The 23,260-nt window shown below is 33.1% G+C and carries 15 protein-coding genes; 2 read left to right on the top strand and 13 right to left on the bottom strand.

The genetic code is table 11. From position 1 onward, the window contains the following. Positions 1 to 61: 61 nt before the first annotated feature. The 11 genes from bglX to OYT91_RS02855 all read right to left on the bottom strand — a co-directional run bounded on the left by bglX (position 62) and on the right by OYT91_RS02855 (position 20,362). The gene (gene bglX / locus OYT91_RS02905) at positions 62 to 2,362 is read right to left on the bottom strand and encodes a beta-glucosidase BglX (RefSeq protein WP_281239438.1); all 2,301 of its coding nucleotides are present in this window, start codon (positions 2,360 to 2,362) and stop codon (positions 62 to 64) included. A gap of 298 nt (positions 2,363 to 2,660) precedes the next feature. Further along, a complete protein-coding gene (locus tag OYT91_RS02900) occupies positions 2,661 to 4,034 on the bottom strand; it encodes a glucoamylase family protein (protein WP_281239437.1) in 1,374 nt (457 codons plus the stop codon). Between the two features lie 62 nt (positions 4,035 to 4,096). Further along, a complete protein-coding gene (locus tag OYT91_RS02895) occupies positions 4,097 to 4,924 on the bottom strand; it encodes a LamG domain-containing protein (protein ID WP_281239436.1) in 828 nt (275 codons plus the stop codon). Between the two features lie 28 nt (positions 4,925 to 4,952). After that, positions 4,953 to 6,419 (bottom strand): RagB/SusD family nutrient uptake outer membrane protein, encoded by a 1,467-nt coding sequence (locus OYT91_RS02890; RefSeq protein WP_281239435.1) that lies wholly within the window; start codon positions 6,417 to 6,419, stop codon positions 4,953 to 4,955. Positions 6,420 to 6,438: 19 nt separating this feature from the next. Further along, positions 6,439 to 9,432: a SusC/RagA family TonB-linked outer membrane protein gene (locus tag OYT91_RS02885; RefSeq protein WP_281239434.1), complete on the bottom strand. Its 2,994-nt coding sequence runs from the start codon at positions 9,430 to 9,432 to the stop codon at positions 6,439 to 6,441. Between the two features lie 242 nt (positions 9,433 to 9,674). Continuing rightward, positions 9,675 to 12,416: a histidine kinase gene (locus OYT91_RS02880; protein WP_281239433.1), complete on the bottom strand. Its 2,742-nt coding sequence runs from the start codon at positions 12,414 to 12,416 to the stop codon at positions 9,675 to 9,677. Positions 12,417 to 12,516: 100 nt separating this feature from the next. Further along, on the bottom strand, positions 12,517 to 13,716 hold the full coding sequence (locus OYT91_RS02875; protein WP_281239432.1) for an acetate/propionate family kinase: 1,200 nt from the start codon (positions 13,714 to 13,716) through the stop codon (positions 12,517 to 12,519). Between the two features lie 94 nt (positions 13,717 to 13,810). Continuing rightward, positions 13,811 to 15,904: a phosphate acetyltransferase gene (gene pta, locus OYT91_RS02870; protein ID WP_281239431.1), complete on the bottom strand. Its 2,094-nt coding sequence runs from the start codon at positions 15,902 to 15,904 to the stop codon at positions 13,811 to 13,813. A gap of 117 nt (positions 15,905 to 16,021) precedes the next feature. Then, positions 16,022 to 17,092 carry a magnesium/cobalt transporter CorA gene (gene corA, locus OYT91_RS02865; RefSeq protein WP_281239430.1) on the bottom strand — a complete coding sequence of 357 codons (1,071 nt, stop codon included), beginning with the start codon at positions 17,090 to 17,092 and terminating at the stop codon, positions 16,022 to 16,024. Positions 17,093 to 17,230: 138 nt separating this feature from the next. Further along, positions 17,231 to 19,114, bottom strand: coding sequence for a molecular chaperone DnaK (gene dnaK, locus OYT91_RS02860; protein ID WP_281239429.1), 1,884 nt, complete (start codon positions 19,112 to 19,114; stop codon positions 17,231 to 17,233). A 462-nt stretch (positions 19,115 to 19,576) separates the two neighbouring features. After that, positions 19,577 to 20,362: a sulfite exporter TauE/SafE family protein gene (locus OYT91_RS02855; protein ID WP_255557919.1), complete on the bottom strand. Its 786-nt coding sequence runs from the start codon at positions 20,360 to 20,362 to the stop codon at positions 19,577 to 19,579. A gap of 175 nt (positions 20,363 to 20,537) precedes the next feature. Here OYT91_RS02855 and rlmH point away from each other — a divergent pair, with 175 nt between their 5' ends. Next, complete coding sequence (gene rlmH / locus OYT91_RS02850; RefSeq protein WP_281239428.1) at positions 20,538 to 21,011, top strand: 23S rRNA (pseudouridine(1915)-N(3))-methyltransferase RlmH; 474 nt, start codon at positions 20,538 to 20,540, stop codon at positions 21,009 to 21,011. A 79-nt stretch (positions 21,012 to 21,090) separates the two neighbouring features. Here the strand turns inward: rlmH and OYT91_RS02845 are convergent, their stop codons facing one another. Together OYT91_RS02845 and folP are read right to left on the bottom strand one after the other, a co-directional pair. After that, entirely contained in the window at positions 21,091 to 21,711 is a 621-nt protein-coding gene (locus tag OYT91_RS02845) for a hypothetical protein (protein WP_281239427.1), read from the bottom strand. Position 21,712: 1 nt separating this feature from the next. Beyond that, positions 21,713 to 22,528 carry a dihydropteroate synthase gene (folP, locus tag OYT91_RS02840; protein ID WP_281239426.1) on the bottom strand — a complete coding sequence of 272 codons (816 nt, stop codon included), beginning with the start codon at positions 22,526 to 22,528 and terminating at the stop codon, positions 21,713 to 21,715. A gap of 138 nt (positions 22,529 to 22,666) precedes the next feature. Here folP and OYT91_RS02835 point away from each other — a divergent pair, with 138 nt between their 5' ends. Beyond that, positions 22,667 to 23,209, top strand: coding sequence for a DUF1599 domain-containing protein (locus tag OYT91_RS02835; protein ID WP_269223125.1), 543 nt, complete (start codon positions 22,667 to 22,669; stop codon positions 23,207 to 23,209). Positions 23,210 to 23,260 lie beyond the last annotated feature (51 nt).

Below are 23,260 nucleotides of genomic sequence, written 5' to 3'. Positions count from 1 at the left end.
TGATTAAAAAAAGCCCTCCGTCTAACCAAAAACGAAGGGCAACCAAATAAACTAACCAAGCTTAATTTACTAAATTAAAACTTACTTTATTGTCTGCGTTTGAATTCCCTCCAACGAAAACTTCAAACAGACCTGGCTCAGCAACAAATTGCAAATCAGAATTGTAAAACTTCAAATCTTCAATGTTAATTTCGAATGTCACTGTTTGTTTTTCTCCTTTTTTAAGGGCAATTTTTTGAAAACCTTTCAATTCTCTAACCGGTCTTGTTACAGAACCAACCACATCTTTAATATACAACTGAACAACTTCTTTGCCATCAAATTTTCCAGTATTTGTAAGATCTACGGATACATTTACTTTTCCATTGAAATTCATTTTATCTGAAGAAATTTTCAGATTTGAATACTCAAAATTGGTATAACTCAATCCGAAACCAAAAGGAAATAAAGGTTCATTTCTTTCGTCTAAATAATTGGATTTGAACTTTTCGAATTTACCTTCTGAGTTAGAAAGAGGTCTACCAGTATTTTTATGCGCGTAATAAATAGGCAACTGACCTACGCTTCTAGGAAAAGTAGTGGTTAATTTTCCTGAAGGATTTACATCTCCAAACAAAACATCGGCAATGGCATAACCCGCTTCGCTACCGGCAAACCAAACATTTAGAATTGCTGGAACAGTTGCTTTTTCATCGTTTAATATTAATGGACGACCATCAAATAAAACTAGAACTACAGGTTTTCCTGTTTTTAATAATGCATTCAGTAAATCTTTTTGCGATTGTGGAATTTCTAAATTAGTTCTACTGCTAGACTCCCCACTCATTTCGGCAGATTCGCCTAAAGCAGCCACAATAACATCCGATTGATTGGCCACTTTCAAAGCTTCGGCAATCATTTCTTCTTTAGAACGTTTGTCTCTATTCAAGGTTTTACCAAACATAGTAGCATTAGTTTCAAAAGTTTCGTCATAATCCAGATTACTTCCTTTGGCATAAAGCACTTTAGTCGATTTACCAGCTACTTCCTGAATTCCTGCCAATAACGAAATGCATTTTTCTCCATTTGTGGCCACGCTCCAAGTTCCTGACATATTGTTTTTGGCATCCGCCAATGGGCCGATAAGTGCAATGGTTCCTGATTTTTTCAAAGGCAATAATTGATTTTGATTTTTTAATAAAACCAATGATTGCGCAGCTGTTTTTCTGGCTTCATCTCTACTATTTGAAGTAAAAATTTCAGTTTTAGCTCTTTTTTCATCACAATATTTATACGGATCTTCAAACAATCCTAAATCGTATTTGGCATTCAAAATTAGCGTAACGGCATTATTGATCTGTTCGATAGTCACTTTCTTTTCATTTAATGATTTTTTCAAAGTCGTTAAAAAACCTTCGCCTACCATATCCATTTCAACTCCAGCATTCATTGACAGCGCTGATACGGTTTGCAGATCTCCCATTCCGTGATCAATCATTTCGGGAATTCCAGTAAAATCAGTCACTACAAAACCTTTAAATCCCCATTGTTTTCTTAAAACATCCGTCATCAGCCATTTGTTTCCGGTGGCAGGAATTCCTTCCACTTCGTTAAAAGAAGCCATAACAGATCCTACACCTGCGTCAATTGCCGCTTTGTAAGGAGGAAAATATTCATTGTACATTCTTATCCTACTCATATCAACCGTATTATAATCACGGCCACCTTCTGGCGCTCCATATAATGCAAAATGTTTAACACAAGCCAAAATGGTATTTTTCTTGGAAAGATCATGCTGTTGGTATCCGTCTACCATTGCTTTGGCAATTAGGCTTCCCAAAAAAGGATCTTCACCAGAACCTTCGGAGATTCTTCCCCAACGTGGATCACGGGAAACATCTACCATAGGCGAAAATGTCCAATTGATTCCATCGGCACTAGCTTCTTGAGCGGCTATTTGAGCACTTCTTTCAATTAATTTCATGTCCCAAGTACATGATAATCCTAGTGGTATAGGAAACGTAGTTTCGTACCCATGAATAACGTCCATTCCAAAAATTAATGGAATTTTCAATCGGCTTTTTTCTACAGCAATTCTTTGAACATCTCTAATTTTCTGAACCGATTTGATATTAAATAATCCACCGACCTTACCTTCTTCAATTTTTCTTGCAACATCAGAACTATTGGCTTGACCGGTGGTTATATCTCCCGAAGTGGGTAAATTCAGTTGCCCTAATTTTTCATCCAAAGTCATTTTGGACAACAACTCGGCAACAAATTCTGTTTTGGGTTTTAATGTAAACGCTTTTTTATTTTCTTTTTTTTGGCTATAGCCAAAGAGTGAAAAACTAAGTAGTACTATTATTAATTTCGTATTCATTTTCTATTTTTTTATTTGTTTAAATATCCAATCATAGATTTTTGGATTATCATATACTTTTAACCAAATTCCTTAACATAAATCATTAAAAAATGGCCAATTGAAATCAGAGTTACAACTTTTCATTTTTTTATAAATGGGTATTAAGTGCCCTTCATTTTGTATACCCTCTTGAAGAACATAAAAAATTCTAATTTCAGTTTTTAAATTTCCATTTATATCCGAATGAGGAAAGGAATTTAATGACGATAAAAAAGCAAGGACTATTATTCTATAATTCTTTATTATCTGAAATTTTCTAAAAATTATATTTCCCAGAATGAAAACCAAGATTCAACAGTCCTTGTTTTACTTCAGGAGCATTCATAAATAATTTCCATAATAATCCAGAACGATAATTCTCAATCATAGGTGCTATGGTTCCTTGATCTATTGCCAAATAACGTGGTGTCACCCAATTATAATGAGGTGAAAATGCATCATAAGGCCCCGCAATTCCAACATAAATACTTTTCTTTTCATTGTATAAATAATGTAAAAACTTCATGCTTTCTTTTGGAGTATACGGAAAAGAAGACAACGCAGCAGTTGGAGTGATTACCCCTAAATCATTGTCGGTATCATGGGCAGAATACCCCGTTGTCCCATCAGTATTTCTGGAATAACTGGCTGTAAATCCCCAACATTTATCAGAATAGCCATTCCATTTTTTTGGATTATCAACACAATAACTATAAATTATTTTGGCCTGATTTTGTGTCAATTCCCAATAATTTGCATATTTATCAGACAGTTGAGAAGGATCTAATCCTAAATAAGAATATTGCGCCCAAAACAAAGGACCAACATTTCCACTTACCGTATTGTATTTAAAAACTAAAGGAATTCCATATTGTGTTTTACTGGTTGTAATTGTACCGTTTCGTGTCCATCCTTCATGATAGGCAGCAGTAGGAATTGGATGCGTTGTAGAGGAAGCGCCTAGAATATAGGCAATCAAACATTCATTGTATCCTTCTAATTTGAATTTCATTTCCCATTGATAGGTTGGAGACCAATGCCAAAACATAGCATTTTCGCCATTAGTATACCAGCTCCATTCAACCCCTTTCCATAGATTATCTGCTTTGGCAGACAATGCTTTTTCTTGAGGGTTTCCATTTTTGAAATATTCGCGAACGGCAATCAAACCTTGGCATAAAAAAGCGGTTTCCACTATATCTCCACCGTCATCTTTATTTCCAAAAGAAATAGCATGCCCAGTAGTTCCATCCATCCAATGTGCCCAGGCTCCGTGAAAACGATCCGCTTTATCTAGAAAATCCATTGCAGTGGTCATTCGTGAGACGGCTTCGGCTCTTGGAATAAAACCTCTTTCTACACCAACAATCAAAGACATTAGTCCAAAACCAGAACCTCCAGTGGTTACTTTGCTGGCTTCAAAACCAGGATTATCAGTATGATAACGTTCTCTCCCTAATTTTGAATTGGGTTCCGCATAATCCCAAAAATACTTGATGGCATCTTTTTGAACTTGATCCATTGCTTGTTCATCTGTTAAGACTGTAACGGGAGGTGTTGGAGTTACAGGTGTTGTTTGATCTATTGCACTATTACTACAACAGAAAAGAAAAACAAAAGTTGGAATTAGTAAAAATTTTATTTTTTTCATGCTTTTTTGTTTAAAATCTTGCCAAAGCCATTATGCTTTGACAAGATATATTCTACTTTACATTACAGTTTTCCAGTAACTAGTTGATTTATTTCGGTTGCTGTCAAAGCAGTTGCATACATTCTGAACTGATCTAAGCTCCCTAGCCAATTATTAGAAAGCCAATCATTTGGTGTATTCCCCGGTCCAGATCCAATACGCAAACCAGCAACTTTTGAATCGTCTAGATTTACATTTCCGTGGTCTGTCCACATTTTTGTACTCACTACAACACCATCTTTATAAAATGTAAAAGCGGAAGTGGTTGCATCATACACAAATGCACAGTGGTGCCATTGGTTATCCGTTAAACTTGCCATTAAACCTGATTCATTCCAAATAAACCATGGATCATTCATGTTTTTGTCTACAATAACAAATTTAATTTCTGAACCATCAAACATAAGCATCATTGTTCCTCCAGACCAGTGACCGTTTGAAGAAGGAAGACTAAATGGATATTCAGCACCTTTTGTTGCTCCATTGTGTTTTTCCCAAAAAGCAATTGTAAAACTTTCCGCTTCAGTAGCAAAATCATTTGGTTTTGAAAAGGCTATGTACTTTTGAATATGATCTGTTGGCCCTTGTGCCCCTTTTCCAGTAATACCATCAGTCTGTGTAAACTGATTATCATTGGGAAACTTTGCTCGAATATTATCAACAGCAAATTTTAAAGGGTCTGTTGTATTGTCATCAAAAGGAACAAAAAATTTCAAAGCTCCCCCAACTGGATTTAGATCTTTTGGATAATTTCCCAATGCAGGTTTGTCCATCTCCTGACATCCTATAAATGCGATCGAAACAAATACTATTCCAAAAGCTTTCTTAATCATTGATATATTGATTTTCATATATTTATTTTTTTAAATCGAATCGGTATTAATAATTAGGATTTTGTTTTAAAACTCCGCCTGATTGATCTATGGCAGTTTGAGGAATAGGATAGAACTTATTTTTGTCTTGGTATCCTAAACTACCTAATACTGTTGGAGCATCTCCCCAACGAACTAAGTCATAGAATCTTTCTCCTTCCATTGCAAGTTCCACTCTTCTTTCCTGTTTGATTGCTGCTTTCAAACCAGCACCAGCAGCTACATTTGGAAGCACACCAGCATTATTCCCTCTTGCTCTAGCGCGAACTTGATTCACATAATCTGCCGCTTTAGCAGTATTCCCTAATTCATTTGCAGCTTCGGCAGCGATTAAAATAACATCTGCATAACGTATAATTTTCACATTAAACCAATGATTTTTTCCTGTACCTTGAAGTGCTCTATATGACGGCGTAGAATAGGCTTTTTTGTTCCAATACGGTTGAGCCAAACCTGTTGGAATAGTAAAACCAAATCCATCATCTTGTCCTTCAAAAAGGATAGTCGAGTTCTTGCGGGGATCACCAGTTTCATAAGCATCGACTAAATTCTGAGTAGGAACATTAAATCCCCAACCTAAATCCCAATCTCCAGAACCACGAATACCTTGTGATTCAAAATAATTATTAGAATAATTTACAGTTGCTTGTCTTAGAAACTGAACTTCAAAAATGGTTTCAATACAATTGTCACCTTGTTCTTTAAACAAAGTTTCATACGAATTATACAAAGCATATTGCCCCGAATTGATTACAACTTCCGCTTTTTCAAGTGCTTTTACCCAATTTCCTTGGTACAAATAAAGCTTAGCCAATATTGAATTAGCAAAACCACTGGTAGCTCTTCCTGGATAAGAAGGCCAACTAATTGGTAATTTTTCAGCAGCTAATTCTAAATCACTAATAATTTGTGCATCAATATCGGCAATGGGAGATTTTGCTTTGATACCGTCGCTTGGTGTAAGGATTCTATTCAAAATTATAGGTACTTCTCCATAATCTCTGCGCAATTCAAAATAGGCAAATCCTCTTATAGCCAAAGCTTCAGCTTTGTTGATTATGCTTCCTGAATCCGTTTTCCCTGAATTATCTACATCGGCAATCAAATCATTACAAGCATAAATTAAGCTAAAATGACCATCCCAATTTGAAGCAAATTCTGTGGGAGAATAAACAAATCCGTCCATTATATTCCCTCTTGCAGATGCGTCACCTGGTGTACTCCCTTTCATGGCATCATCGGAGCGAATATTTTGAAACCAATACCTGTCCCAATCTGTAATTCCTCCTTGTGTTCTCAATTTTCCGTATAAACCAAAGGCTTTTTCTTCAAAACCTCCTGCTGGTAAATCTCCTTCTACTGCTGTTCCTAATGGTTTTCTATTCAAAAAATCATCATCATTACACGAATTCAAAGTGGGTAATGAAAATACGGCCAGTAGCGATATATAAACTATAGATTTAAAATTTCTCATTTTTGTTCAATTTATAATATTAAAAAGTCACGTTTAAACCAATAGATGTAACAGCTGGCAAAGGATATCCCCCTGTGTCTCTTCCAAATGAAACTGGAGAACCTCCCGCTTCAGGAGTGAATCCTGAATTTTTAGCCCATGTAATTGGATTCTGCGCATTGAAGTATATTCTTAAACTTTGGATAAAAGACTTAGCTAGAAAATCTTTATTAAAATCATAAGAAAACTGTATGTTTCTAAGTCTAAGATAGCTTCCGTCTTCTATCATATAAGTAGATGCCAATTTATTGTATCCAGAACCATCATTAAGTCTTGGTTCCCAATTTGAAGTTCCTGCACCTGTCCACCTGTCCAATTGATCCGTTCTATAATTGAATTGTGCAAAAGTTGAACCATTACCCCAATCTCTGTAAATTTCGTTTCCATAAACTCCTTGAAAATCAAGAGACAATGAAAATTGTTTGTACGTTGCACTCAAAGAAAAACCATACATAACATCAGGAGTTGGATTACCAATCACTGTTCTATCTTCTGTAGTTATTTTCCCGTCACCATTTATATCTTTATATTTTAAATCCCCTGGCCCATAATCACCCAATGAGCTAGGAGCAGAATTCAATACATCAGCATAAGACTGATAAACCCCTTCGACTACATATCCATAAAATGACCCAATAGGAGCGCCTGCCGTAAGAATTGATGGTCCCTCAAAAACCTGAAATCCTGGCTCATAAACTGATTTTACTTTATTTTTCAAAGTAGTCGCATTACCACTTATGGAATAACTAAAATTGTCATTTATTTTATCGTTCCATGAAGCGGTAAATTCAAAACCTTTATTTTCTATTTCCCCAGCATTCGTATAAAACTTTTCACTTCCAAGGTCAACAAATGTCAATAGATCTTTGGTTGTTTTGTCAAAGTAAGCGGTTTCAAAACTCAATCTGTTTTCCAAAAGTTTCATTTCAATTCCTGCCTCATAAGAAGTTACCGTTTCCCATTTTAAATTTGGATTATTTCTATAAGCCAACACATAAGCAGGTACCACAGATTCACCAAAAATGGCAGAACTACCTGTTGTGTATGCGGGATAGGAAGGATAATGAATTGAAGAAAATTGATTTCCTAATACACCATAAGAACCTTTAACTTTTAGTTGGTCAAATAGGTTTTGATTTTTCATAAAATCTTCTTTCGTTACATCCCAAGCTGCACCAATAGACCAGAAATTTTGGAAGCGATTTCCCTTACTAAGTTCTGATGAGCCATCTCGACGATAAGAAGCATTTAAGGTATATTTCCCATCATAGTTGTACAAAAGACGTCCTAAATAAGATACATTAGCTCTATCCCATTGGTCTGAATTAGCAAAACGAGTTGTTGGGTCCCCAAAAGGATAAACATTTAGATACCACCATTTTTTGTCATACGGAATTGCTTCTCCTCCAACAAATTGATTCACTGTACCATTCATTCCTTCATAATTTTCTTCTAACCGATTATATCCTGCCAAAAGAGTAAAATCATGTTTACCAAAAGTATTATTATAGGTTAAATTATAATCTTGTTGTGATTTATTAAAATTATTTTTAAATTGATTCACACTAGTAAGATTATTTCCTCCATAAGGAGTAAACTGATCTGTTTCACTAACATAAACGTCAAAAACGGGATTGTATCCTCTACCCTTACTAAAGCTATTATCAGACAAATAAGAACCTCTAAATTTTAAACCATCCATGATTTTTAATTCTAGAAAAACATTGGCAATAAACTTAGATTCTTCATTCAATTGGGTGTATTTTTTACCTTCGACTTCTGCACGTGGATTTCCTATTTGTGCTGCACCAATTTCTAATGGCAATTGATTGTATATTCCATTTGCATTTCGAGAAGAAACGATTGGAGTCGCTCTTAAGGCACTTTCAAAATTATGAAGCTGAGGCAGCGAAGATTGATATCCATTCATCGCTAACCCGACTTTGATTGATTCTGTTAATTGAGTTTCATTATTAACATTGAAAGTAAATTTTTTATATTTTTCAAAATCAATTAGACCATCATCTTCAATAAAACCAACTCCCAAATAGAACTTATTTTTTTCTGTTCCGTTAGAAATACTCAAGTTATTGGTAATTACCTTTGCATTATTATTTTTAATTTCATCAATCCAATTGGTGTTTGCATTGAACTTGTCATAATGTGCATAAGGAGCAAGCCCTTGATTACTTCTTTGCTCATCAAACAATGTTTTGAATTGTTGTCCGTTTGTCAATGATGGAGTATCTCCAATATTTTTGAAACCGACAGAATTATTATAATTTACAGTCATTTTACCATTTTTTGCTTTTTTGGAGGTAACTATTATTACTCCATTTGCACCACGAACACCAAAAATTGCTAATGACGATGGATCTTTCAAAACTTCCATCGATTCAATATCTGAAGCATTCATAAATTTGATATCGTCGCAAAATATTCCATCTACTACATACAAAGGTTTGGTTTGATATCTACTTACGGTACCACGAATTCTAACATCTGGATCTTCACCTGGCTTTCCAGAGTTTACAATAGACAAACCAGCTACTTTTCCTTGTGCAGAAACAATTGGATTTGCATTAGGCTTGTCTGCAAGTTGTTTTGCATCAATTTTAACAATAGAACCCGTTAAATCTCTTTTCTTGGCAGTTCCATATCCAATGATTACTACTTCTTTCAATTCTGTATCTTTGGATTCCTTCATCGATACCACCATTGGTTCTGAAGTAGCTGCTATAGATACCGAATCAAAACCGACTAAACTAATTTTTAATAACTCGCCCACTTTGGCATTGATATTAAAATCCCCTTCAAAATCTGAATAAGTAAAAACATTAGAATTTCCCACAACAACAAATACTCCGGGAATTCCAATTCCATACTGATCCAATACTTTTCCTTTTATTACTTGACCAGACATATAAGCCGGAAGTAGAAAGAGTGCTAAAATGCTAATAATAAAATTTCTCATAGATTTGCTAAACGTTTAAGTTAGTTCTGCTAAATTAGCCTAATACATCGTTGTAGTAACCAAAACAGCACTACTACATAAATACATCAAAATATAATAATTAACTAAATAACTCTTAAATATCAACACTTTACACCATAGAAGAAATACTACAACAAGTAGCAATGATGTAGTGATGATGTATTGTTATTCCGTAATAAAAACAATGAAAAAGTAATTTATTAATAAAAAAACTATAGTTTTTATATAGATAACAAAAACTTTGAAAGGTTTTCGTCTTGAGAAAGCCCCAATTTCTTTCTTAAACGATAACGATGCAGTTCTACCCCTCGGAAAGTAATATTCATCATTGGAGCAATTTCTTTTGATGAAAGATTCATTTTTAGATATACACAGAGCTTAATATCTTTTGGAGTTAAATTTGGGTATTTCTTTGAAAGGGAAATTATAAATTCATTATTAATTTGATTCAGATTGGTTTCAAAAATTTCCCATTCGTGTTTATTAACCGCATTTATCTTTATCGCTTTTTTAATCTCACTTTTCAATTTATTAAAATCTGATTCGGTATCCAATATATTTTGAATGTTTTCGATCATTTCACTTTGCTTGGCAATTGAAAGAGATTTGCCTGCCACTTCTGAAGATTTTGTCAGCAATTCAAGCTCCAAAATATGCTTTTCATATTCCTGACTATTCAATTCATTTTCTGCTTTTAATTCCATTTCTAGAATTTCATTTTGATGTTTCAATTCTTCTTCTTGCAGTTTAAGTTTCTGAAGGTATTTTATCTTGTTCCATTTATAATAAAGATATAAGAAAAGTCCAACAACTACAAAATATACCAAAATCATCCAAAATGAAAAATACCAAGCTTTAGCAACTATAAATTGAAAATTAGTAATTCTATTATAATGCAATCCATCATTGCTATATATTGTCACATCGTGTGAACCACTCGTGAGATTATTCAAAAGAATCAACCCTTCCTTTATGGGTATAAACTCTTTGTTGCCATTGATTTTATAAAATAAATCTGGCTTGGTTGCACCATAAATTCCAGATATTACATTTATTCTAAGCTCTGAATTATGTTTGACTTTTGAATTATTTTCAACCAAAACATTATTATTGAAAGCTTCAATCTTTACATTAACCGTATTTTTACTGTCTTTTTGTAATTCAAGTGAAATAAAACCATCATCTAGATTCAATAGATAATTATTACCATCTTTAAACACTTTTAGGTTGTCATTGATAATTTTACCCTTGTAATATTTCTCTTGAATACTATTTCTTATAAATGTATTACCCTGAGCAATAATATGATACAGAAGACCATACTGAAGTACCATAAAATGATTTTCGTCAATAGAAACAATATCTGTTACATTCTTAAAATTGGTATTGAACAATTCATTAGCCTCTAATCTATTGGCAATAGAATTATAAGTGTACCATGAATTATCAATCAAAAAGAGAATTTCATTTCTGAATTCAAATATTTTAACTCCAAAATCATTTTTAATATTACAACGTTGAGTAACATTATCCATTTTAGCTTTATAATCATCATTATACAAAATACGATACAAACCTCTATTGTTATCAGCTGCCCATATCTCATTTCTTCTGTTTTGAGCAAGATATTTTAACGGTTTTAAAATACCTTCCAGAACTTTACTTTTTCTCAAATCATTGGCATCTTCATAAATTACCACTCCACTATAGGTTGCTTGCAAGTAGAAATTATTGTTATTACTTTTAGACAAATTCCACCCACCATCTATATCGCTTAATCTACTAAACTGTCCATTTTGAAATATAAAAGTTCCTTCGTTATGACCAATAAGGTATTGATTGTTTATTTTACTGATATTCCAAGCTTGTCCCTGTGAATTTGGTATCATTGAAAGTTGCTTCCCTTCATATTTAAAAACACCGTGGTTTGAAGCCATCAAATAACCTTTTGGTGTGCTTGCCACTGAATATACAGATCCTAAAATTCCGGAACTGTCATAAAAAATAGAAATAGGCGAATTGACCTCAATATGAGCCAGTCCGTTATCGAGTCCCAACCATAAATCATTCTCATTATCCTGACCAATACTTAGAATGGAATTATTCATCAAGACATTATTCCGATTGATATTTTTATAGGAACCATCATTCAAGTTCAGAATGTAAACTCCATTATTTGCAGTTCCAATAATCAATTTATTGTTTTTTATAAATTGAGCAATATTGATATTGGCTGATTTTAAAATCGCATTTAAACCATTATTCCAAGGTTTCAAAATTGAACCTTCAAGCACATAAACCCCATTTTTCTTGGTGAAAAAATAAATTTTGTTTTGGTACTTCTGAATTGCATGAATCACATTTTTTTCTAAAAGAGATAATCCATTTACTTTTTCAATCTTCCCATCCATCCACTTAAAAATCCCCTTGTCTACTGAAGCAATTAATAACTGATCTGCTACAACAAAACAATATGAAATGAGGAAAGGAAACTTTTTCTCTTTTATCACTTTTCCATCAAATACAAAAACACCATTAAAGGATTGAAAGTAAATTTTGTTATTAAACTTGAATATCTTCCAGATTTCTTCGTTGTTATTAGCATCAAAAACCTTTTTCCCTTTGGTAATAGAAACATAATGCATTGTAGCATTTTTACGAAACCAATAACCAAATTCCTTATAAGAACCTGAATAAATTCGATCACCATCTACCATTATGGAACGAATGATGGTTTTATTGGGTAATGTATATTTTTCCCATTTTACACCATCGTATCGCAACAAATAATAATTATTCGCAAAATACATGGCTTTGTCATTTCCTTGGGCTACATTCCAAATCTGGTTGTCCCCTTGATAATTGGATTTGTTATAATTTTCAACAAATGGAAGTAACTCTTGGGCATACAATTGCAAAGAAAATATAAAGAAAAAGAAAATATAAAGAAATTTAGTTTTCAAAATAGGAAGTTTTTTTATCAAATATAATTACAATTCTTCAATAAAAAGCATAAAAAAAGCCTCTGAAATTCAGAAGCTTTCCTTGGAAAAAAATATATATTTAACTCAAGAGCAATTCATAAACTTGATTTGCAATTTCAATTTCTTCATTAGTAGGAATAACCAAAATTTTTGTTTTTGAATCTGGCGTATTAATTTCTCGCATCTCTTTCGAACGAACATCATTTTTAGCATGATCCAATTCCAATCCAAAATACTCCATATCTGTACATACCAATCTTCGGATATAGGATGAATTTTCTCCAATTCCTGCAGTAAATACAATTGCATCCAAACCATTTAAAACTGCTGCATACGATCCTATATATTTCTTGATTCGATATGCATTCATGGCTAAAGCTAATTGACAATCTACATTTCCATTTTCGGCATTAGATTCAATATCTCTTAAATCACTAAATCCGGTAAGTCCCAACATTCCACTTTGTTTTTGCAACATCGTATTCACTTCATCAATTGTATATCCTAAGGTTTTAACCAAATAGAAAATAACGGATTGATCTACATCTCCAGAACGAGTTCCCATAATCAAACCATTCATTGGCCCAAAACCAAGTGTAGTATCAATACTTTTACCATCTTTTATGGCGGTCATACTACAACCATTTCCTAAATGGATCGAAATAATATTTGACGATGTATTAATTGAATTGGCATTCAAAAAATGAATAGCATTTTCTGAAACATATTTATGACTTGTTCCGTGAAAACCATAAACACGAACTTTATTTTCGGTCAACAGAAAATTAGGTACTGCATATTTATGTGCTAATACCGGAATTGTTTGATGGAAAGCTGTATCAAAAACAGCGATCTGTTTTGCATCTGAAAATATTTCTTCAGCAACAACAATCCCTTCATAATTTGCCGGATTGTGTAGAGGAGCTAATTCGAAAAGTTGTTTAATTTGTTGTTTTACTTCCTCAGTAATCAATGTAGTATTTGAGAAAGAACTACCCCCATGAACCACACGATGCCCAACTGCTTCTATTTCTTTGGTGCTTTTAATAACTCCTATTTTCTCATCCATCAACAATTGAGCTATTTTATTGAGACCAATTTTATGATTGGCAATAGGCAAAGATTCTTCAATTTTAGCCGAACTGGTCACATAACTTAAGTTTGAAGTTTCCAAACCAATTCTATCGATCATTCCACTACAAATAACCTCATTGGCCGGCATATCAATTAATTGATATTTGATAGAAGAACTTCCTGAGTTTATAATTACTATTTTCATTTATACTAAATTTAAAATTAAAAAGATTAAAAGATCGAAAATATCCAAAGAGAAACTAGTTCTAATTGAACATTAACATCTTTAAATTAAATTGTTATAGTCCTTGTGCTTGAATTGCAGTGATTACAACAGTGTTAATGATATCGTCTATCGTACATCCACGGCTCAAGTCATTTACCGGTTTATTCAAACCTTGCAACATTGGACCTATTGCTAATGCTCCTGTTTCTCTTTGTACTGCTTTGTACGTATTGTTTCCTGTATTTAAATCAGGGAAAATTAAAACACTTGCTTGTCCTGCTACTTCAGAATTAGGCATTTTACTTTGTCCAACTTCCATATCTACAGCTGCATCGTATTGAATAGGACCTTCTATTTTAAGATCAGGGCGTTTTTTTCTAACAATTTCAGTAGCCGCTCTTACTTTATCAACTTCATCTCCTTTACCTGAAGACCCAGAAGAATAGGAAAGCATGGCAATTTTGGGTTCAATTCCAAAAGCGGTACTCGAATCAGCTGAAGATATTGCAATTTCGGCTAATTGTTCTGCTGTAGGATTTGGATTGATAGCACAATCGCCAAAAATAGAAACTCTATCTTCCAAACACATAAAGAAAATAGAAGAAACCACAGAAGAATTTGGTTTGGTTTTAATAAATTGTAAAGCAGGCAAAATGGTATGTTGCGTTGTATGGGCAGCACCCGAAACCATTCCATCTGCATGACCTTTGTAAACCATCATTGTACCAAAATAGGAAACATCTTCCAATAAATCTTTGGCCATACCAAGAGTTACATTTTTGGCTTTTCGCAACTCATAATACGTATTTACATAATCATCATAATGTTCAGAATCTTTGGGATTAATAATTGCAATTTTAGAAAAATCAAATTCCAAACCTAACTCTACAACTTTGCTCTCAATTTGTTTTTGATTGCCAATAATCGAAATATCTACAACATCCATTGCTTGTAAACGAGCTGCTGCAATAATAATTCTATCATCATTTCCTTCTGGCAAAACAATATGTTTTCGGTGTTCTTTTGCCCTTTTAACCAAGTTGTATTGAAACATTTTTGGGGTCATACCTTCTGCCTCAAAAGCATTAAATTTATTGGTTAGTGCATCTAAATCAACATATTTGTCAAAGGTATTTATAGAAGTCTCTATTTTCTGTAAATTACCCGCATAGATCTTAGATTTTATATTTCCAATTTTATTGGCAATATGATATGTTCCTCCTTCAACAGTAATAATTGGCACAACGGTAGAAAGACCTTCTATTAACTTCAAAATACTTTCTTCCGGAATAATATTACCTGTCAAAACTATACCAGAAACGGATGGATAATTTGCAGATTCATTGGCTTGTAATGCCCCAAGAATTATATCAGCACGATCTCCTGGAGTAATAATAAGTCCATTTTCTTTTAGATGTAACAAATAGTTACACAATTGCATTGCTCCAATACTATAACTACCACTCTGATTGTTTAAATATTCATGTCCAAATAATATTTTAGCATCCAGAACTTCCACAATCTCCTGAATGGTTGGATTGTGCAAGCTTGAAATCAATGGTATTGAATTTACCAGTATCGAATTTGGTAAACTTTTTTGCAGGCCAGAAGTTACCAAATCTAAATTTTCAGGTTGCACTTTATTAGCTATAACAGCTAATACTTCTACCTCCTTCACTTTAAATGAATTGTATGCCAAATTCAAATTATCTACTAATTCCTCTAAAGTTTTTCCTTCGCCAGAGCCAACGATAATGGTTGGAATTCCAAGGTTTTTTGCAATAAGCACATTCATATCCAATTCGATAACTGTACCTTCTCCAGAAAAACTAGTCCCTTCAACTAGGACAAAATCAAAGCGTTCTTCTAATTTTTTATATTTTTCAATAATTAAATCGACAACTTCACCCAGTTTTCCTTTATTTTTTTTCTTGATTAACTTGCTTTTTGTAATAGCATAAGCATCTTCATAATTGATATCTAAATCAAAATGAGAAATTACCATTTCGATGTGAGTATCCTTTTTTCCTTCCTCATAGTCTTCAATTATTGGTCTAAAATAACCAACTCTAGCCGTTCTTCCCAAAAGTGTTCTCATCAACCCAAGACTAATTATAGTTTTACCACAATTTTCCTCTATAGTTGCAATATATATCGCTTTATTCATATTGATTCTTTTAAAATTTTAATCCCTTTTGCATTTTTTACAAAAATAAATATTTAATTCCCATTTAAATATGACCTAAATCAGTTTTAAATAATAAAGTGCACACTATTCCATAAATTAATACCAATTTCTCTTTTTAAAATAAAAAATCATTCCAATTACTACAAAAAACATAAACCCCATGACCCAAAAATACCCATAATGGGATCTCAATTCTGGCATATTTTCAAAATTCATTCCATAAACCCCAACAATAAATGTAAGCGGAATAAATACTACTGAGATAATTGTAAGCGTCTTCATAATCTCATTCATCTTATGCGTTTGTGCCGCAAAAAAGAAATTAGATGCACTTTCTAAGGATCCCATATCCGATTCTATTTGTTCCAAAAGCTCTAAACATTTTTGATGCAAACGGGTAAAAAAACTAAAATTATCCGATTCGATTTCATTAAATACATTGTCTTCTTTTATACTTTTAATATCATACAAAGAATCCCGAAGTGGGATAATCGAACGCTTAAGGAAATTAAAATTATCCCGATGCTTTTCTATTCTTTCCAAAATTATGGGATCAGCACTATTTTTTGTAAGATTTATCAAATCTTCTATTTTATCTTCTTCATTTTCGATTGTTATATAAAAATTACCAATAATTGCATCCAGTAAATTATACAATAAATAATCCGCATTTTTGGATCGTAGAATTCCTGTATTGGTTCGAATGCGTTCCCGTATGTGCGTAAAAAAATCACTTCTTTTTTCCTGAAATGAAATTAAAATTCCTTTTTTTAACAAGAAACTAATCTGTTCTACTCTAATATCATCTGAAGTTTCAGAAGGTAACATTGATTTTATATTAAAAAACAAAACATCCTTTTCTTCCTCTAGTTTAGTTCTTCTAGTGGTGTTTAAGATATCTGCCAACATAAAATTATCGATTTTAAAATAGCTGGTAATTTCTTTTAATAAATCAATATCATTCAACCCATGAACATTTAACCAATTTGTTTTATTATAATCAATATGCTTTTCTAAGTTAGTAATAGTCCCATTTTCATATTCACTTATGGTACTATCATCATAAACAAACAATTGCATTTCAATCTCTTTGCTTTTATGTAAACCCGTATATTCTAGACTATAAGGCTGTAATCGCTTTCCTTTCTTGTATTTAATTTTTCTCATAAAATAAATTGTATAGTAATATTACAAAAAAAAATTATGTCTTTGACTTTAATGCATAAAAAAACCGAGCTATTACTAGCTCGGTTTATATTAATTATGTAGTAGAAGACGCGATAAATCGCATCTTTACAGAAATAATTATTTTACTTCTTCGAATTCAACGTCTTCAACATTGTCTCCTTGCGCTTGTGCTTGTGGCTCTGCAGCAGCTTGACCTTGTTCTCCTTGAGCGTACATTGCTTCTGTAGCTGTTTTCCAAGCTGCATTAATGTTGTCAAGAGCTGTTTGAATTGCAGGAATGTCTTGAGATTGGTGTGCCATTCTCAATTCAGTCAATGCATATTCGATAGCTACTTTGTTATCATCAGATAATTTAGTTCCAAGTTCTTTCAATTGAGACTCAGTTTGGAAAATCATTCCGTCTGCTTCGTTCAATTTTTCAGCTCTTTCTTTAGCGATTTTGTCAGCATCAGCATTAGCTTCAGCATCTTTTTTCATTCTTTCGATTTCTTCAGCTGTTAATCCAGAAGAAGCTTCGATACGAATATCGTGAGATTTACCAGTTCCTTTGTCAGTTGCAGAAACTTTGATGATACCATTTGCATCAATATCAAAAGTTACTTCAATTTGAGGAACTCCTCTTGGTGCTGGTGGAATACCATCTAAATGGAAACGACCGATAGTTTTGTTATCTGCAGCCATTGCTCTAGCTCCTTGCAATACGTGAATTTCAACAGTTGGTTGAGAATCAGCAGCAGTAGAGAATACTTGAGATTTTTTTGTTGGAATAGTTGTGTTAGACTCAATCAATGTAGTCATAACTCCACCCATAGTTTCGATACCTAAAGACAAAGGTGTAACGTCAAGTAACAATACATCTTTTACATCTCCAGAAAGAACTCCACCTTGAATAGCAGCTCCAATTGCAACTACTTCATCAGGGTTAACTCCTTTAGACGCTTTTTTACCAAAGAATTTCTCCACTTCGTCAGCAATTCTTGGCATACGAGTAGATCCTCCAACTAAGATAACTTCGTCAATATCCGAAACAGATAAACCTGCATCTTTCAACGCTTTAGCAACTGGTGCCATAGAACGTTTTACTAATGAATCTGTTAATTGCTCAAATTTAGCTCTAGTTAATTTTTTAACTAAGTGTTTTGGTCCTGAAGCTGTAGCAGTTACATATGGTAAGTTAATTTCAGTTTCAGCAGAAGATGACAATTCAATTTTTGCTTTCTCAGCAGCTTCTTTCAAACGTTGCAAAGACATTGGATCTAAACGTAAATCAATACCTTCTTCAGTTAAAAATTCGTTAGCCAACCAGTCAATAATTTCGTGGTCAAAATCATCTCCTCCAAGGTGAGTATCACCATTTGTAGATAATACTTCAAAAACTCCGTCTCCTAATTCAAGAACAGAGATATCAAATGTACCTCCACCTAAATCGTAAACAGCAATTTTTTGATCTTTACCTTTTTTGTCCAAACCGTAAGCCAAAGCTGCAGCAGTTGGTTCGTTGATAATACGCATTACTTTAAGACCAGCAATTTCACCAGCTTCTTTTGTAGCTTGACGTTGTGCATCATTAAAGTAAGCAGGAACAGTAATAACTGCTTCTGTAACTGTTTGACCTAAATAGTCTTCAGCTGTTTTTTTCATTTTTTGAAGTGTCATAGCTGACAATTCTTGAGCAGAGTACAAACGACCATCAATATCCACACGTGGTGTATTGTTGTCCCCTTTTACAACTGAATAAGATACTCTTTTTGCTTCATTTGTAATTTCAGCAAAAGAATGACCCATAAAACGTTTGATAGAAGCAATAGTCTTAGTTGGATTAGTTACTGCTTGTCTTTTTGCAGGATCACCTACTTTAATTTCTCCACCTTCAACAAAAGCGATGATAGATGGTGTTGTTCTTTTTCCTTCAGCATTAGGGATTACTACTGCTTCATTACCTTCCATTACAGAAACACAAGAGTTTGTTGTACCTAAATCAATTCCGATTATTTTACCCATTTTTAATATATTTAATTTTATTGTATACTTATTTTAACGGCTCGATGACTCTAAGGCAATGATTATGCCAATATAAAAAACCGAGTAAATTGTCAGTATTCATTACAATTGGCATAAAATAATATGACAAACTGACATTTTCAGAATCACTTGGGCAAGACCCCATTATAAAAAGGAGCCAAATATAGCAGACCCTCATTCGGCTCCTTTCCATAATGCGGTCGGGCTATTCACGCTACTTCGGTAGCTAGTTTCTATCCCTCTTGCGGTTCTAAGATCATTAATATAGGTCAAGAAATTATATCTTCTCCTAAAAATTAAGCTCGATAATTTCCTAGTATTTTAGACAAAACAAAAAACCGCAGATTCGCAGATTTTTAAAAACCTGAGAATCCGCGGTAAAATTTTAAATACTAAAATGAAACTAATCTTAACTATGCAGTCAATGAATCCTTAAAAATATTAGGCTACCAACTTAAAACCAACATAAAACAGCATTACAGCAATTGCATTTCTAAGCAATAAATCAGGCAGTTTTCCGCTCAACATACTACCTAAATATATTCCTGGCAATGAACCTAGTAATAAATGTCCCAATATATTTAAATCCAAATTTCCCATTGATGCATGTCCCAAGCCAGCAACCAGTGTTAAAGGTACTGCATGTGCAATTTCTGTCCCCACTAATTTTGGAGTGGGTAATAGAGGATATAGAAAAAATAAAGTTACTGTTCCTAAGGCACCTGCACCAATTGAAGTCAGCGTTACTGTTGCCCCTAACATTACACCTATAGCAACGGTTAATAAATTCTGAGTTTTACTCTCACTATGAAATTTATCACCTGCATGTTTTTGCGAAAACACCAATAACTTCTTTTTAAAAATAATAGCAACCGATGTAAATAATAATGCCCATCCCAAGCTATATTTTATAACTTTATTCAGAACCTCCAGGTCTGTTTTCAAATTATGAAGAATCCACAAGGTCAACAAAGCAGCGGGTACGCTACCCAATGTTAGCCAACCTGTTATGGTCCAGTTAATATTTTTTTTCTTGTTGTGTACATATACACCTCCAGATTTTGTAATAGCTGCATATAACAAATCGGTTCCAACCGCTGTTGAGGGCGGTATCCCAAACCATAATAAAATCGGTGTCATTAAAGAACCACCACCTACACCTGTCATCCCAACAATAAAACCAACTACTAATCCTGCAACAATTAATCCCACTAAATCCATAGACATTCTATTATTTTTGACAAAAATAGACAAAACATTATGATATCCAAATGATTTATCAAGAAATAAAGATTCTTTTAATTTATAAAATGATGTTTTCTAAATCTCATAACATAAATTTTATTTAAAATAATGAAAAACAAAGTCCTTTTGTAACTTTGCGCCTTTTAAACTAGTAAAAATGAACATCAAACTGATCGCCATCGGTAAAACCGACAATAAAGCATTACAAACCTTAATTGAAGATTATACTAAGCGTTTGTCTTTCTATATTAAATTTGATTTAGAGATTATTCCAGACATCAAAAACGTAAAAAACTTATCCGAAAGTCAACAAAAAGAGAAAGAAGGCGAGCTTATTCTGTCTAAAATTACACCTACTGATCAACTTATTTTATTAGACGAAAATGGAAAAACTTTTTCGAGCGTAGCCTTTTCTGCCGAATTGCAAAAAAAAATGAATTCAGGTGTAAAAACTTTAGTATTTGTCATAGGCGGTCCTTACGGCTTCTCGGATACTGTTTATGCCAAGGCAAATGGAAAAATATCACTTTCTTTAATGACTTTTTCGCATCAAATGGTGCGGTTGTTTTTTATAGAACAATTGTATCGTGGTTTTACAATTTTGAGAAACGAACCGTATCACCACCAGTAACAAGTGTTCAGTTTGCAGTCGCAGTGTTCAGTTATTAAGATGTGAAAAGTATTCAGTTTCAGTTTTCAGATTAAAGTACTTAATAAATAAACTCTTCATTGCTATTCATTTTTTTTTCTAAAGTTTGAATAAATATTTTACTTTGGATATAACTCCCAAAATCTAAGTTTTTATCAAATCTAAACAGAAAATTATTCGCTATATTTTCTGGAAGATTATCTATTAACTCTCGTAATTTTTCTTTTGTAATAAGTTGATTCTCCAATAAAATTTCATTTTTTTTATTAAAAAAAATCACAGTTCCAATGGGTTTCTTCAACTTATAATACACATTTGTAAAAGGAATAAAAGCTAAGTTTTTACCAATACTATCTGCATAAGAATAATAATTGAGCGCCAATTCGTTTCGATGCTCTTTTTCCTCGCGCTTTTTTTGTTGCAATTTCATTACTTCTGGAATGACCAAACGCAATGGCAAACGCTTATCAATATTAAATATCCAATTGGTGGTAATAATGCTGTTTTTTCTATTCACTTCAGCCAAAGTATCTTTTCCTTTTACTCTAAAAAAAATATAAATAGGCGAAAGATCAACTACTTCTTTTACAATCGATCGATCTGCTTTTGGCAACAGAATATCTTCTTTATTTCCACAAGAAATAAAAAGCAACAGCACAAATCCAAAAATATATTTTATCATTTTAATTTAGTTTATTAAATAAAGTAACACACTCCACCGCTTCTTTCACATCGTGAACCCGAAGGATTTTTGCCCCTTTGGTCAAAGCAATCGTATTCAAAACTGTAGTGCCATTCAACGCCATTTCAGCATTCGAATTCAACGTTTTATAAATCATTGATTTCCTTGAAACTCCTGCTAATAAAGGTAAATCTAGCATTTCAAACAATTCTAGTTTTCGTAAAACTTCATAATTTTGGTCTAATGTTTTAGCAAAACCAAAACCAGGATCTATAATTAAATCATTAATTCCAAAAGCCCTAGCTGCAGCAATTCGTTCCGAAAAATAAAACAACATTTCCTTAATTATAGCTTCATATTGAGTATGTGTTTGCATTGTTTGCGGTGTTCCTCTCATGTGCATCATGATGTAAGGAACATTATATTTTGCGATGGTTTCCAACATTTTATCGTCTAGCTTTCCTGCTGAAATATCATTGATGATAGCCGCACCATTTTCGATGCAAACACGAGCAACTTCTGCTCGAAACGTATCAATTGACAAAATGCAATTCGGAAAATATTTTAGCACTAATTTCACAACAGGAACTATTCTCAAAATCTCTTCTTCTTCCGAAACAAACTCAGCACTGGGTTTACTCGAATAGGCTCCAACATCAATAAAATCAGCACCTTCGCTCAAAATTTTTTCAGCTCGATCCAGAAGTTCCTTTTCATTTGTATATTTTCCTCCGTCAAAAAAAGAATTGGGAGTTACATTCAAAATCCCCATTACTTTTGGCGTCGACAAGTCTACGAGTTGTCCTTTACAGTTCATTTTACTTTTTGTTTAAAGTTTATTTTGTTTAAAGTTGTTCAAAAGCTCAATTGCCTAAACAACTTTAAACTTTAAACTTTAAACCTTTTAAATTTTATTCTTATTTTTGATGCAATTTTAGACAAATATACACCAATAATGAATACTACTTCGCAAGAATATGATAACGTGATCGCTTATTGCCGCTCACTGTTCATCAACAAAATGAAAGATTACGGTAGCGCTTGGCGCATATTGAGACTTCCCTCTTTAACCGATCAAATTTTCATAAAAGCCCAAAGAATCAGAAGTTTGCAGGAAAACGAAATCCGAAAAATAGATGAAGATGAAACTGGAGAATTCATTGGTATCATCAATTATTCTATTATGGCTTTGATCCAATTGGAATTAGGAGTAGTCGACCAACCCGATTTGGATACAGAAAAAGCAATTCAATTATATGATGCTAAAGTAGCGTTGACCAAACAATTAATGGAAAATAAAAATCACGATTATGGAGAAGCTTGGCGCGAAATGCGGGTAAGCTCATTAACGGATTTAATTTTACAAAAATTACTTCGTGTCAAACAAATTGAAGACAATAAAGGAAAAACGATAGTTTCAGAAGGAATTGATGCCAATTATCAAGACATGATTAACTATTCCGTTTTTGCACTTATCCTAATGAACTTCAAGAAGTAACAACTTATTAATAAAATCAATGCAACCCCTTTTATCTTTGCTTAAAAACCT

It is taken from the genome of Flavobacterium praedii, from assembly GCF_026810365.1.
Taxonomy (GTDB): Bacteria; Bacteroidota; Bacteroidia; order Flavobacteriales; family Flavobacteriaceae; genus Flavobacterium; species Flavobacterium praedii.
Note: the sequence above shows the minus strand (reverse complement) of the source record. Positions and strands in the feature narration are given on the sequence as shown.

Coding starts and splice junctions, on each gene's coding strand:
- dnaK (WP_281239429.1), bottom strand. CDS start 19,114: ATGGGTAAAATAATCGGAATTGATTTAGGTACAACAAACTCTTGTGTT.
- OYT91_RS02875 (WP_281239432.1), bottom strand. CDS start 13,716: ATGAAAATAGTAATTATAAACTCAGGAAGTTCTTCTATCAAATATCAA.
- corA (WP_281239430.1), bottom strand. CDS start 17,092: ATGAGAAAAATTAAATACAAGAAAGGAAAGCGATTACAGCCTTATAGT.
- OYT91_RS02855 (WP_255557919.1), bottom strand. CDS start 20,362: ATGTCTATGGATTTAGTGGGATTAATTGTTGCAGGATTAGTAGTTGGT.
- OYT91_RS02835 (WP_269223125.1), top strand. CDS start 22,667: ATGAATACTACTTCGCAAGAATATGATAACGTGATCGCTTATTGCCGC.
- bglX (WP_281239438.1), bottom strand. CDS start 2,362: ATGAATACGAAATTAATAATAGTACTACTTAGTTTTTCACTCTTTGGC.
- rlmH (WP_281239428.1), top strand. CDS start 20,538: ATGAACATCAAACTGATCGCCATCGGTAAAACCGACAATAAAGCATTA.
- OYT91_RS02885 (WP_281239434.1), bottom strand. CDS start 9,432: ATGAGAAATTTTATTATTAGCATTTTAGCACTCTTTCTACTTCCGGCT.
- OYT91_RS02845 (WP_281239427.1), bottom strand. CDS start 21,711: ATGATAAAATATATTTTTGGATTTGTGCTGTTGCTTTTTATTTCTTGT.
- pta (WP_281239431.1), bottom strand. CDS start 15,904: ATGAATAAAGCGATATATATTGCAACTATAGAGGAAAATTGTGGTAAA.
- OYT91_RS02895 (WP_281239436.1), bottom strand. CDS start 4,924: ATGAAAATCAATATATCAATGATTAAGAAAGCTTTTGGAATAGTATTT.
- OYT91_RS02900 (WP_281239437.1), bottom strand. CDS start 4,034: ATGAAAAAAATAAAATTTTTACTAATTCCAACTTTTGTTTTTCTTTTC.
- OYT91_RS02890 (WP_281239435.1), bottom strand. CDS start 6,419: ATGAGAAATTTTAAATCTATAGTTTATATATCGCTACTGGCCGTATTT.
- folP (WP_281239426.1), bottom strand. CDS start 22,528: ATGAACTGTAAAGGACAACTCGTAGACTTGTCGACGCCAAAAGTAATG.